This window comes from Cytobacillus sp. FSL R5-0377 (assembly GCF_038004385.1).
Taxonomy (GTDB): Bacteria; Bacillota; Bacilli; order Bacillales; family Cytobacillaceae; genus Cytobacillus.
In genome coordinates, this window is sequence record NZ_JBBORA010000001.1 from 1 (window position 1) to 12,558 (window position 12,558).

The following is a 12,558-nucleotide window of genomic DNA, read 5'->3' on the forward strand; positions in this document are numbered from 1 at the left end:
GAACTTGGATCCACTTCAGACACAAAAAGCAGGAAACCGCAGATCAGAGTCAGAACCCGGGCCAACTTCAGACACAAAAAGCAGGAAACCGCAGATCAGAGTCAGAACCCGGGCCAACTTCAGACACAAAGTGCAAGAAACCGCAGAACAGAGTCAGAACCCTGACTAACTTCGGGCATATACCGAAAAAATCCCGGAAACAAAGTCAAACCAATTGCACCTGCTGAAAAACTCAATTCAAAAAAGACGATTTTCCACATCTCCCTGGAAAATCGTCTTTCTGATTAACCGCGTTTTGTCATCACAATCCAGATATACAGAAGAATGGAAATCACAACGGATCCGGCCGCAGTCAAATAAATCGTGCTATACCCAAATAAATGAGCGATTTGCCCGAACACGATGGCCCCAATTCCAACCCCCAGGTCAAAGAAGGAGAAGAACGTGGCGTTGGCCATCCCGCGACGATTGACAGGCGCTTCTCTTACAGACCAGGCCTGAAGGGCGGGCTGAACGGATCCGAATCCGAGTCCATAGAATATGGCAGCTATGTACATAATCATGCTGCTTGGAAGCCACGCCAGCAGGAACATCGCAGCCAAAATCAGCACTGCTCCTGGTAAAAAGACAGCCTGATGGCCTCTTTGATCATATAACCTGCCTGCAAAAGTCCGCGAAATCATTAGAGCTATGGCAAACAGCAGGAAGTACCAGTGGATGCCGCCTATCCCTTTTTGGGCAGAATATATAGGTAGAAATGATGCGATGCCACCGAAGGTTACGGTGATGAAAAACAAAAGAAAAGAAGGTCTTAAAGCACTTTTTTCATAAATATCCCACCGCTTTAAGGGAACCGCTTGTTTTTCAGCCTGCTTGTAGTTGATCCTCGAAGAAAGTACCAGTGCGGCTAAACCCATCAGGGCACAAATTAAAAATAAAAGTTTGAACGAGATAACTCCGGCGAGCGCAAGTCCGAGGGTAGGGCCGAATGCCAGGGCAATGTTCCCGGAAAGCCCAAAGTATCCCATTCCTTCACCGCGACGCTTAGCAGGGATTAAATCAGTGGCAATGGTTCCCGAGGCTGTAGTTGAGAAGCCCCAGCCAAAACCCTGGATAATCCTTAACACAAATAAAAAGATTAAACTATTAATAAAACCGAATGAACCAACTGAGAGCACGAAAATAGCAAGGCCTGTTAAATAGACAAACCGCCTGCCCCTCGTCTCCAGTGTATGACCTGCATAGGGGCGCAATAACAGAGCAGAAAATGTAAAGATCCCAACTACTATCCCGATCAGCTGGTCATTTCCGCCCAACTCTTCCACAAAAAGAGGAATCGTGGGCAAGGTCATTTGAAATCCGAGAAAAATAAAAAAGTTGGACATCAAGATCAGGACAAAATCCCTGGACCAAATCTTTTCAGAAACTGCAGTCTGTGTTTTTGCTTTTCCTGTTAAAGCATCAGCCATAATATACCTCCCAACAGTGCTGTAAAATGATTAGGCAATCTAAATATTTTATTATTATAAAGGATAACAAATGGAAATTCTATTTTAAAGGAGCAGCCACATGAAGATTAGAGAAAGAGGAATCACAATTGGAACACTGAGACCTGGAAAAAAGAATTGTATTACAGATATTGATGGAGTTATGGTCGGGCAAGTCACGTTGGACTATCCGCTGGATGACCAATATGTCTGTACTGGCGTAACCGCTGTTTTGCCGCATGGAGGTAATCTATTTCGTGAAAAGGTCCCGGCAGCCTGCTATGTCATAAATGGCTTTGGAAAAACGACAGGTCTGGTGCAGATGGAAGAACTGGGTGTGATTGAATCGCCGATTATGCTGACTAATACATTTGGAGTGCCGGCAGTTACACAGGGGACTCTGGAATACTTGCTCAATATCACTCCTGAAATTGGCGACACAACTGGAACCGTAAATATCGTGACAGGAGAATGCAATGACGGGTATTTGAATTCCATTCGCACACTCCCTGTAAAACCGGAACATGCCATATCAGCCATCCAAAATGCTAAGCCGGATATAGTGGAAGAAGGTGCAGTTGGAGCTGGCAGAGGCATGGTGTGTTTTGGTTATAAAGGCGGTGTTGGTGCTTCTTCACGGGTATTCACGGAGGACCAAAGCACAACCGAATATCATATCGGATGTTTAGTTGTCTCTAATTTTGGCAATCAAGACGAATTTCCTTTCAATAAATATGGACTGTCAGATATTCCTTCGAACACAAAGGACACACCTGATGGTTCGATCATGATCATCCTCGCTACAAATGCGCCAGTAAGTGACAGGCAGCTGAAAAGGCTCGCGAAGAGATGCGGCATAGGCCTCGGAAGGACAGGGAGCCATTTCAGCAACGGCAGCGGTGACATTGTAATAGCATTCTCCACCGCTAACAAAATCCTTCATGAAAGCAGCAAAATCGTGGAAACTGCCCATTTTATCAGAGATGATCATCCAATTTTGAATCAGCTTTTTCAAGGTGCCGCCGAGGCGGCGGAGGAAGCGATTCTGAATTCGCTTTCACAGGCAAAGACCACAAAAGGGAGAAAGGGGCGAGTAGTGGAGGGGATGTTTTCATAAGACATTTATTTTCAGTTTAAAAAGTCTATCTTTTCAGTCAATTTGTTGATATAATTTGGACAAGTGAAAATAACAGGTGAAGGCGCCTTAATAGATAAGCTGATTTATGGCTTATACTGTTAAGGCGCCTTTTTGCATGGAGCGTGATGTAATCGCTTACCAGGAACGAAATTTGCTGCTGGCCGGCTCCATAGACTTAAAAGGGAGGCTATTTATGTATACGATCACTATAAAAAATGAAACATATCAATTCCGTTCTATTGCGGATGTTTTAGCAAAAGCCAGTGAGGAAAAATCAGGGGATAAAATGGCGGGTATTGCTGCAGAATCTTCACTTGAACGAATGGCTGCTAAAGTGGTGTTGAGTGAACTGTCACTAAAGGAAATTTATGAGAATCCGGTAATTGCATATGATACGGATGAAGTTACCCGTGTAATCTATGACGATCTCAATCTATTTATTTACAAAGAAATATCAAACTGGTCTGTTGGTGAATTAAGGGAATATATTTTGTCCCACCAAACAAGCACCTCGGATTTATTCAGAATCAGCAAAGGGCTGACGAGCGAAATGATTTCAGCTGCAGCAAAGCTGATGTCGAGCATGGATTTGGTGATGGCTTCACAGAAAATCCGGCCGACAGCTCATTGCAATACAACGATAGGCGAGGCTGGACGCCTGGCATTCAGGTGCCAGCCCAATCATCCCATTGACAATCCCGATGGTATACTTGCATCAATGAAAGAGGGACTTTCCTATGGATCTGGTGATGCTGTTATTGGGGTGAACCCTAACAATGATTCTGTTGAATCTGTCTCGAGAATTCTTCACATGACTCATGATTTTATACAAAAATGGGAAATACCAACACAAAACTGTGTGCTTGCCCATATTACAACACAGATGCAAGCACTCAAAAAAGGCGCTCCTATTGCACTAATGTTCCAAAGTCTTGCAGGTACACAGGCAGCAAATGATGATTTTGGGGTTTCAAAAGAAATCCTGGATGAAGCCTTTTATCTGATGGCTAAGCAAGGGACATCCACTGGGCCTAATCAGCTTTATTTCGAAACTGGGCAGGGATCTGAAGTCTCACTGGATGCCCATCTTGGCATTGATATGCAGACACTCGAAGCACGTACATATGGCTATGCCCGTCATTGGAAGCCCTTTATGGTTAATAATGTTTCCGGCTTCATCGGGCCTGAGACGATCTACGACGGGAAACAAGTGATCCGCGCAGATTTAGAAGACCTTTTTATGGGGAAAATGCATGGACTCCCAATGGGGATTGCACCTACTTATACCAACCATATGCAGGCAGATCAAAATGACCAGGAAATCGCCGGGATGTTAACTGCGTTAGCCGGAGCAAACTTTTATATGGGCGTCCCTGGAGGCGATGATGTCATGTTAAGTTATCAAGATACCAGCTATCATGATGATGCAAGTTTAAGAGAGATGCTTGGGCTCCGCCCGCTGCGTGAATTTGAGATTTGGCTGGAAAAGATGGGCATCATGGAAAATGGAAAATTGACAGAACGAGCGGGAGATCTATCCATTTTTGAATAAAGAAGGGGGGCTATATTATGGATATTCAAGCAATAGTCAAACAGGTAATAGAGGAGCTGAAGACAGAAGGACAATTAAAAATTGGAACTAGTCCAGAAAATCTTGAAATAAAAACGGAGAATGCAAAAGGACGACATATTGTTTATAAAATGGTCAAACAAATAGGTGTAGATCAGCCTGTCAGTCGAGAAGAGATCGAGAAGGTTCAATCCATCACTCCAGCAAGAATTGGGATTGGAAGGACAGGAACCCGAATGAAAACAAGGAATTACCTTGATTTCAGAATAGATCATGCGGCAGCGCAGGATGCTGTTTTCAAAGACGTTCCCGAGGATTTGCTGAAGGAATTAAAGCTGCCCGTGCTTCAATCAAAAGCTGAAACGATGGATCAATACTTAATGGATTTGGACAGCGGAAGGCGACTGAACGAAACCTCCAGAAAATGGGCTGACGAAAATCTTCCGAAGAATAGACAGGTTCAAATCATTGTATCGGATGGCCTGAGTTCAACCGGCATTGAGGCAAATATAGGAGATCTGCTGCCTGCACTTGTACAGGGCTTACAATCGAAGAATATTACCATTGGAGATCCTGTATTTATAAAACGCAGCAGAGTTTGGATTCAGGACGATGTAGCTTCCATTGTCAATTGTGATTGTGTTATTTCACTAATTGGTGAAAGGCCAGGATTGGCAACCGCAAAAAGCATTAGTGCCTACCTGATATACAAGCCCGGTGAAAATACTGTCGAAGCAGATCGCACGGTTATCAGCAATATTCATGAGGGAGGGGTCCCTCCTGTGGAGGCGGGTGCGCATCTGGCTGATTTAATAGAGACCATATTAAAACAAAAGGCAAGCGGCGTAAAATTAGCAAAGCTTCATTAATTCAGGAAGGCAGCAGGATATCCATTTTTTCCAGCTGCCTTTTCCATTATCCAGTTGAATTCCATATATGTGCCAAACTTCCTATTGAACTATTGAAAACAATATTGACATTCTTCTGCATTCCCTTTAATATTTTTATATATTCTGACACTTTTAATAAATGATTGGGAGATCTCAGCACATGCCAAACTTCTCAGTAGAAGAGTTATGCACTCTCCATACCAGTCTTTCAAAAATGGATGTTGAAAGGATTAAAGAGGTCTCTGCCAATCTTTCATTGATCGCGGACCTGAACCAGGCAAATGTTTTTGTAGACTGCCTTACGAAAGAAGGAAAACATGCGATTGTGCTGGCTGAAGCTGCACCAAGCACAGCTAAATCTGTTTATCAGAAGCCAGTTGCAGGCAAGTTCGCATACGAAGCGTTTGAACCCGCCGTTATGTATACCCTGAGGACCGGGAAAAATATGTTTCTCAACCGTGCACTGACACAGGAAGGCAAGACCGTTGAACAAAGTGTTGTGCCGATTATGGGATTACAGGACCGGGTCATAGGAGCACTGATTATGGAAAAGGACATCAGTGAGAAGCTCCAGCGTCAGCGGGAATTGGAAGCGTTATCAGAAGCGACAAAAACGTTAAGCGGGATACTCATTGGGATGGCAGAGGATCGGCCGATTATTCCAGAGGTGATTGAGGAAGCATTGTTCTTTATTGATCATGAAAATAAGGTAGTTTATAACAATCCATCGGCTACGAATCTCATTCACGAAATTGGGAAGGCAGGCATCAGGCCCGGTACTCCTCTTATTGATTGCTTACCATGTATACAACAGATACTAAATGATCCGGAAGAGCTTCTTGTTAAAGAATTGAAAATGATGAAGAAGGTTTTCCGTGTGAAAAAAATTAGTCTCCACGTAGAAGGAAAGTCGAATGGAACCTTCATTATCCTTAAAGATCTGACAGAGCTCAGGGAAAAGGAAAGAGAGATTGCTGTTAAATCCGTGGCCATAAGGGAAATCCATCACCGTGTTAAAAATAATCTGCAGACTGTTGCCAGCCTTTTAAGGCTTCAGATGAGAAGGGGTGTTCCGGAAGAGAGCAAGGTGCATTTCGTGGAAAGTCTGAACCGCATCTCAAGCATTGCTTCAGTATATGAGATCATTCTCTCAAGCTCTGGTGTGGATGAAGTGGATATTTACAGTTTAATAGAGAAAATTGGAAATATGCTGGTGTATGAAGCAAAGCATGAGCAGAAAAAAATACATATACAGTATAGGGGGCCAAGGCTTTTAATCGACTCGGAAAAAGCTGTCTCCCTGTCTCTGGTCATCAATGAGCTTATCCAAAATTGTGTAAAGCACGCATTTAAACAAATGCATGAAGGGAAAATCGAGGTTTGTTTCGATTATTCCAATGATGAAGTTAAGGTTGAGGTCATTGATGATGGTGAAGGGTATTCCCCGGAGGCAAAACCTTCTCTAGGCTTAGATATTGTGAAAATGATGATCGAGCATGATCTATCCGGTCATTTTTTTATCGAACGGGCTGAAACAGGGACCATTGCTGCTGTGCAATTTCCCTTTGAAAGGAAGGTGGAATAGCTGTGAAAAAAAGAATTATGGTTGTGGAGGATGAATCCATTGTCCGCATGGACTTAAGCCTGATGCTAAAGGATGCTGGCTATGAAGTGGTTGCTGAGGCAGGTGATGGTGAAAGAGCGGTCGAGCTTGCCTTTAAATTAAAGCCTGATTTAATCCTTATGGATATTAAGATGCCAAATTTGAATGGGTTAAAAGCAAGTGAAATCATATCCAATAAAATTAATACACCAATCCTGATCCTTACAGCATACAGCCAGCGGGAATATATTGATAAAGCCAAACAGGCTAATATACTCGGCTATCTTGTTAAGCCTGTTAATGAAGCCAGTCTGATTCCTGCGGTAGAGATTGCGCTCAGGCAGGCAGAGAACGCCAATGCCATTCGGGAACAAGTGGAAACCATGAACCAGAAATTAAATGAAAGAAAGATAGTTGAAAAAGCAAAAGGCATTTTAATGCAAAAGTTTAACATGCCTGAAGAAGATGCTTTTCGAAAAATGCGAAAGATCAGCATGAATAAACAGGTTACACTGGAAAATGTGGCAAAGCGTATCATTGTAAAATATAACGCATAACATCTTTAACAAGTGGATAGGACAGGCAAGGGTGCCATGCGTCAGACAAAAGCTGACGTACGGCACCTTTTTGTCTTTTTACTTAATCTTTTACTATCAAGCTGCTATCTTATCCTATTTTTCTTGTAAAGAGGCTGCATTGATTCCGTTAACATATAAAACTTTTTAGGGAGGGATTTATGATGGAAATGGTGGGTAAGATTGTGATTTACATTATCATGGCTTGTGCGGTAGCAGGTGCCTTTGCTGCCATCCGCAACAGTGATGAGGGATTAGGAAAGCAATTTATGGAGGGGCTTCATGCTGTTGGCCATATCTTTGTTCCGGCTGCCGGCATAATGGCTTCCATTCCGTTTTTATCATGGTTTATCGATAAGGTCTGTGGTCCTTTTTTTGCTGCCATCGGGGCAGATCCAGCCATAGCTGCCACTGCCATATTGGCAACCGATATGGGGGGCTACCAGTTAGCTGAAGTGTTAAAGCAGACACAGGAAGGCTGGATAATGGCGATGATAGTCGGTTTTATGGCGGGAGCAACGATTGTTTTCTCCATCCCGATGGGCCTGGCTATGCTTGATAAGAGAGACCATAAATATATGGCTCTTGGTGTAATGTCAGGCGTTCTGACGATTCCAATTGGCGCTTTCATTTCAAGTGTGATTATTGCGGTTTCAAGCTCAAGTTTCAGGGATTTCATTTCCACATCCGGAGAGGCTAAATATCAGTTCGCACTCGGTTTGGGACAAATATTGCTGAATTTAAGTCCGCTCTTAATCTTTGTTGTACTGATTGCACTGGGGTTATATTTCCTTCCGGATTTAATGATCAACGGGTTCATGTGGTTTGGACGCATTTTGGATGCGGGCATTAAGCTGGTTTTAGTCTTTTCAATCGTGGAAATTTTCACCGGATTATTCACAACTGTCTTTGGAAGCTGGGGCTTCCATCCAATCATGGCAGATGCAGAAGATCAGTTCCGGGCACTTGAGACTGCAGGATATATTGGCATTATGCTGGCAGGGGCATTTCCAATGGTTTATCTTCTTCAAAAGTATGCCGGAGGCCCGCTCGAGTCTCTTGGCCGAAAAGTGGGATTAAGCAAGGAAGGCAGCGCGGGAATAGTTGCCACGATCGCCAACATCCTGGCCATGTTTAAATTGGTCAGAACCATGCCGCCTAAAGATAAAGTCATTAATATTTCTTTTGCTGTCTGTGCGGCCTTCCTGCTTGGTGACCATTTATCGTTTACAGCAAATTTTCAGCCAACACTCATCCTTCCAATTATAGCCGGTAAAATTTCTGCAGGGATCATTGGAATTGGTTTAGCATACTGGCTTTCAGTGCCTAAGGCTCTGGAATTGGAGAAAAAGGACCGTGAAGCCGGCATTATCGGAAAAGATGAATATTTACCGAAAGAAGATAAAGTAAAAAAAGCAATATAAGCAGCAGTCACCTGGGGAGGCCAAAGCAATGAATGAAGAAAAACAACGATTTATTCAAGAATTTGTACCGGGAAAACAAGTAACACTCAGCCATTTAATCGCAAATCCTGATCCCGATATGTTTGAAAAACTGGGAATCCAGCAGGCAGGAGCGTTAGGGATCTTAACACTGACACCAAGTGAAACGGTTATCATTGCAGGAGACCTCGCAACAAAAGCTGCAGACGTGCAGATCGGTTTCCTGGACCGGTTCACAGGCAGCCTTGTCATTGTAGGTACCGTTTCAGCTGTGCAAATGGCCATGGAGGAAATCAACCGTTTTCTATCTGAAACACTGAGGTACACTCCTTCGGAAATAACTAAATCATAAGGAGCTGTATTTAATGTCCAATATGAACAGAGCGATGCTGATCGGTTCCATCGGGGCTGGAAAGTCGACTTTAACAAATGCTCTTCTGGGCCGCAAAGCGGAGGCGGTTAAAACTCAGGCACTGAACTATTATGATTGGATTGTGGATACGCCGGGGGAATACACGGAAAATCCATTTTTCTATAAAAATATCATGGCTACGGCACTGGAAGTGACACATGTCTTATATGTGCAGGATTGTACAAAACGGAAAACCATTTTTCCGCCGGGTTTCAGCACCGGGTTTAATAAGCTCCCAATAGGGGTCGTGACAAAAAGCGATTCTGCCCAGGCGGATGTTAATACGGCAATCAGGCAGCTTAGAAATGCTGTTCCAAAAGGACCCATTGTCATTTCTTCTTCTATTTCCGGAAAAGGAATAGAAGAAATACGCGGCCTGGTAAAATGCCATTCTTTTCAGGAAATGAAGGATTATGCAGATTCTTTGCCGGATGATGTCGTAATTTTCAAATGAAACCCTTTACAAAATGAAGAAAATAGAATATATTCTAATTATACAAAATAATAGATCAGGCAAAGGCGCCTCATGTGAACAATCAATTATTGGTTGCTCATATGGGGTGCTTTTTTATTTTCCTTAATTCATGCAGTAAGGCGGGGATCATGTTGAAGCGTTACGATGCACAAAAAGAATATATAATCAGCGCTGGAATCGACATCGGAACGAGCACGACCAAACTCGTCATCAGCAGATTTTCACTTATGAATATGGCTGGCGGAACCCACATGCCGAGAATTGAAATTATAGAAAAAGAAGTGCTCTACCGAAGCCCGATTTACCGCACTCCTCTCTTGTCAGCATCAGCAATAGATATTGAAGGTGTTGAGAGACTTGTCAGTGAGGAATATATCTCTGCGGGAATCGAGCCTGTTGATATCAAAACAGGTGCTGTCATTATAACAGGAGAAACGGCAACTAAACAAAATGCCGAAGAAATGGTCCATTATTTATCTGATCATGCAGGTGATTTTCTCGTCGCAACTGCCGGTCCTGATTTAGAAGGAATCATTGCGGCAAAAGGTTCAGGTGCTTATGAATTATCCAGGAGGACTGGCAAAACTGTCGCTAATATCGACATTGGCGGAGGCACTGCCAATGCTGCAGTTTATCGTTCAGGAAGGCTCTGCGGAACATGCACGCTCCACATCGGCGGAAGACTGATTGAATTTACAGATGGCAAAATAAAAAGCATTTCACCTCCTGTCCAGGAAATCCTTCGGCAATGGGGGGCTGATTTAAAAATAGGGGACAGCAGAAATCACCCCATCATCGGAAAGCTGACAGACCACATGGCAGAAGTAATTGGCCGAATGCTTAGGAAGGATCTTCTTAAGGAAGATTCCCCTCTTCATTTGGGACATGACCCCAATTGGATAGAGGAGATAGATTACATCATGTTTTCAGGCGGAATCAGTGAATGTTTGTACCGCTTTGAGAGTGCTGAATCCTCGCCTGCTCAGTATGACGATATTGGAAAAATGCTGGCACAGTCCTTAAGAAATTGCCGTGAACTGGCCGCCTTTAAATGGGTGGAACCGGATGAAACGGTCAGGGCAACCGTTCTTGGAGCAGGAACTCAAACCACCGAAATCAGCGGGGCAACCATCCATGCGGAAGCACATGAATTGCCAATTCGAAATTTGCCAGTCTATCAGATCGGATTTGATGACAATCTGGAAAAAGGACTAAGCCGTATTCAAGAGGCAGTAAAGAAATCAGTGGAAATTTATGATCCACAGCAGGAGGGTCAAAATTTTGCACTGTATTTAACGGATATGCCTTATTTAGGCTTTCGGGATATCCAGCAGTTATCTGCAGTCCTGTTAAAATCTCTGCAGGCAAAGCCGAAACCGGAACAGCCGCTTGTTGTTGTTTTAGAAAGCGACCACGCCAAAGTTCTGGGACAGACACTAAAAACTCAGCAAGAAAAGCAAAGTATCATATGCATCGATCAGATTAAGGCAGAGCACGGCGATTACATAGATATTGGCCATCTGCTGCAAAGCAATGTAGTCCCTGTTGTCATTAAAACTTTGACCTTACATCAGTAAGAAAGGAGGAATCTTTTATGAAGCTGAAAACCAATCATTTGGGAAATGTATATCAGTTTACTAATCTGAAAGATTTATTCGCTAAAGCAAATGAAGAAAAGTCAGGGGACCGCCTCGCGGGCATTGCAGCAGAAACCGTCCAGGAAAGAATCGCAGCCAAATTGGTTCTAAGTCATTTAACACTGTCTGATATCCGTGAAAACCCTATGCTTTCACCTGAAGAGGATGAGGTTTCGAGAATTATAGAAAGCGGAATAAATGAACCTGTCTATCAAAGCATAAAAAATTGGTCAGTTGCTGAACTCCGTGAGTATATCCTGGACGATGACACGACAGGAGAAGATCTAAAAAGAATCAGCAGGGGATTAAACAGCGAGATGATCGCCGCCGCCGCTAAAATTATGTCAAATTTAGATTTGGTTCACGCGGCAAACAAAATCGAAATACTGACCAAATGCAATATTACGATTGGATATAAAGGGACCCTGGCTTCGCGGCTGCAGCCTAACCATCCAACTGATAATGTGGATGGGATGATCGCATCCCTGAAAGAAGGTTTATCCTACGGCATAGGGGATGCAGTAGTTGGCATTAATCCAGTGGATGATTCGGTTGAGAGTGTAAAGAGATTGCTCCATGCCACACATTCTTTTATAAAGGACTGGGAAATCCCGGCACAAAACTGTGTTCTTGCGCACGTGACAGCTCAAATGAAAGCAATCGAACAGGGAGCACCTGCCGATATGATCTTCCAGAGCATAGCAGGAACAGAGGCTGCCAACAGGTCATTTGGAATTACAGCGTCACTTCTTGAGGAAGCAAATGACATGGCAAAAACTCTTGGCACTGGCACCGGGCCACAGCGTTTATATTTTGAAACGGGCCAGGGTTCAGAGCTTTCGGCAGAAGCACATTTTGGAATAGATCAGATGACACTGGAATCAAGAAATTATGGATTTGCCCGGCATTATGATCCTTTTATCGTAAATACAGTAGTTGGTTTCATCGGACCAGAATACTTGTACAACAATAAACAGGTCATCAGAGCCGGGCTTGAAGACCATTTCATGGGAAAAATGCATGGCATTCCAATGGGAGTTGATATTTGCTACACGAACCATATCAAGGCTGATCAAAATGATATCGAGGACCTTGGTGTGCTGCTGACAGCAGCTGGAGTGAATTTTATTATCGCTGCCCCAATGGGGGATGATTGCATGCTCAATTACCAATCCATGAGTTATCACGACGTTGCCACTCTTAGGCAGACAATGAATAAGCAGCCATCTCCAGTATTCAGAGATTGGCTTGAGAAAATGGGGATATTCGAAAATGGAAAGCTAAGCAAAATCGCAGGCGACCCTACCATTTTTTCACGATAGGAGTTGA

The 12,558-nt window shown here is 43.4% G+C and carries 11 protein-coding genes; 10 read left to right on the top strand and 1 reads right to left on the bottom strand.

Going from position 1 to position 12,558, the window contains the following annotated elements; translation table 11 throughout:
* Positions 1-284 precede the first annotated feature (284 nt).
* Positions 285-1,469 (bottom strand): MFS transporter, encoded by a 1,185-nt coding sequence (locus NSQ49_RS00005; RefSeq protein ID WP_251282947.1) that lies wholly within the window; start codon positions 1,467-1,469, stop codon positions 285-287.
* 100 nt (positions 1,470-1,569) lie between these two features.
* Here NSQ49_RS00005 and NSQ49_RS00010 point away from each other — a divergent pair, with 100 nt between their 5' ends.
* From NSQ49_RS00010 to NSQ49_RS00055, 10 genes are all read left to right on the top strand, one after another.
* Entirely contained in the window at positions 1,570-2,604 is a 1,035-nt protein-coding gene (locus NSQ49_RS00010) for a DmpA family aminopeptidase (RefSeq protein WP_251282948.1), read from the top strand.
* Between the two features lie 214 nt (positions 2,605-2,818).
* Positions 2,819-4,177, top strand: a complete 1,359-nt coding sequence (locus tag NSQ49_RS00015; protein WP_251283046.1) for an ethanolamine ammonia-lyase subunit EutB — start codon at positions 2,819-2,821, stop codon at positions 4,175-4,177.
* A gap of 17 nt (positions 4,178-4,194) precedes the next feature.
* Positions 4,195-5,064 (top strand): ethanolamine ammonia-lyase subunit EutC, encoded by an 870-nt coding sequence (eutC, locus tag NSQ49_RS00020; protein WP_251282949.1) that lies wholly within the window; start codon positions 4,195-4,197, stop codon positions 5,062-5,064.
* 181 nt (positions 5,065-5,245) lie between these two features.
* On the top strand, positions 5,246-6,670 hold the full coding sequence (locus NSQ49_RS00025; protein WP_251282950.1) for a sensor histidine kinase: 1,425 nt from the start codon (positions 5,246-5,248) through the stop codon (positions 6,668-6,670).
* Between the two features lie 2 nt (positions 6,671-6,672).
* Positions 6,673-7,245: an ANTAR domain-containing response regulator gene (locus tag NSQ49_RS00030; protein ID WP_251282951.1), complete on the top strand. Its 573-nt coding sequence runs from the start codon at positions 6,673-6,675 to the stop codon at positions 7,243-7,245.
* Between the two features lie 182 nt (positions 7,246-7,427).
* Positions 7,428-8,687 carry an ethanolamine utilization protein EutH gene (gene eutH, locus NSQ49_RS00035; RefSeq protein ID WP_251283047.1) on the top strand — a complete coding sequence of 420 codons (1,260 nt, stop codon included), beginning with the start codon at positions 7,428-7,430 and terminating at the stop codon, positions 8,685-8,687.
* Positions 8,688-8,715: 28 nt separating this feature from the next.
* Positions 8,716-9,057: an ethanolamine utilization microcompartment protein EutS gene (gene eutS, locus NSQ49_RS00040; protein ID WP_048011266.1), complete on the top strand. Its 342-nt coding sequence runs from the start codon at positions 8,716-8,718 to the stop codon at positions 9,055-9,057.
* Between the two features lie 13 nt (positions 9,058-9,070).
* Positions 9,071-9,571 carry a EutP/PduV family microcompartment system protein gene (locus NSQ49_RS00045; RefSeq protein ID WP_251282952.1) on the top strand — a complete coding sequence of 167 codons (501 nt, stop codon included), beginning with the start codon at positions 9,071-9,073 and terminating at the stop codon, positions 9,569-9,571.
* Positions 9,572-9,720: 149 nt separating this feature from the next.
* Complete coding sequence (locus NSQ49_RS00050; RefSeq protein ID WP_251282953.1) at positions 9,721-11,169, top strand: ethanolamine ammonia-lyase reactivating factor EutA; 1,449 nt, start codon at positions 9,721-9,723, stop codon at positions 11,167-11,169.
* 17 nt (positions 11,170-11,186) lie between these two features.
* Positions 11,187-12,551, top strand: coding sequence for an ethanolamine ammonia-lyase subunit EutB (locus tag NSQ49_RS00055; RefSeq protein ID WP_251282954.1), 1,365 nt, complete (start codon positions 11,187-11,189; stop codon positions 12,549-12,551).
* Positions 12,552-12,558: the final 7 nt, after the last annotated feature.

Excerpts from the sequence above, each read along its gene's own strand:
- NSQ49_RS00005 (WP_251282947.1), bottom strand. The coding sequence starts at position 1,469 with ATGGCTGATGCTTTAACAGGAAAAGCAAAAACACAGACTGCAGTTTCT.
- NSQ49_RS00010 (WP_251282948.1), top strand. The coding sequence starts at position 1,570 with ATGAAGATTAGAGAAAGAGGAATCACAATTGGAACACTGAGACCTGGA.
- NSQ49_RS00015 (WP_251283046.1), top strand. The coding sequence starts at position 2,819 with ATGTATACGATCACTATAAAAAATGAAACATATCAATTCCGTTCTATT.
- eutC (WP_251282949.1), top strand. The coding sequence starts at position 4,195 with ATGGATATTCAAGCAATAGTCAAACAGGTAATAGAGGAGCTGAAGACA.
- NSQ49_RS00025 (WP_251282950.1), top strand. The coding sequence starts at position 5,246 with ATGCCAAACTTCTCAGTAGAAGAGTTATGCACTCTCCATACCAGTCTT.
- eutH (WP_251283047.1), top strand. The coding sequence starts at position 7,428 with ATGGAAATGGTGGGTAAGATTGTGATTTACATTATCATGGCTTGTGCG.
- eutS (WP_048011266.1), top strand. The coding sequence starts at position 8,716 with ATGAATGAAGAAAAACAACGATTTATTCAAGAATTTGTACCGGGAAAA.
- NSQ49_RS00045 (WP_251282952.1), top strand. The coding sequence starts at position 9,071 with ATGTCCAATATGAACAGAGCGATGCTGATCGGTTCCATCGGGGCTGGA.
- NSQ49_RS00050 (WP_251282953.1), top strand. The coding sequence starts at position 9,721 with ATGTTGAAGCGTTACGATGCACAAAAAGAATATATAATCAGCGCTGGA.
- NSQ49_RS00055 (WP_251282954.1), top strand. The coding sequence starts at position 11,187 with ATGAAGCTGAAAACCAATCATTTGGGAAATGTATATCAGTTTACTAAT.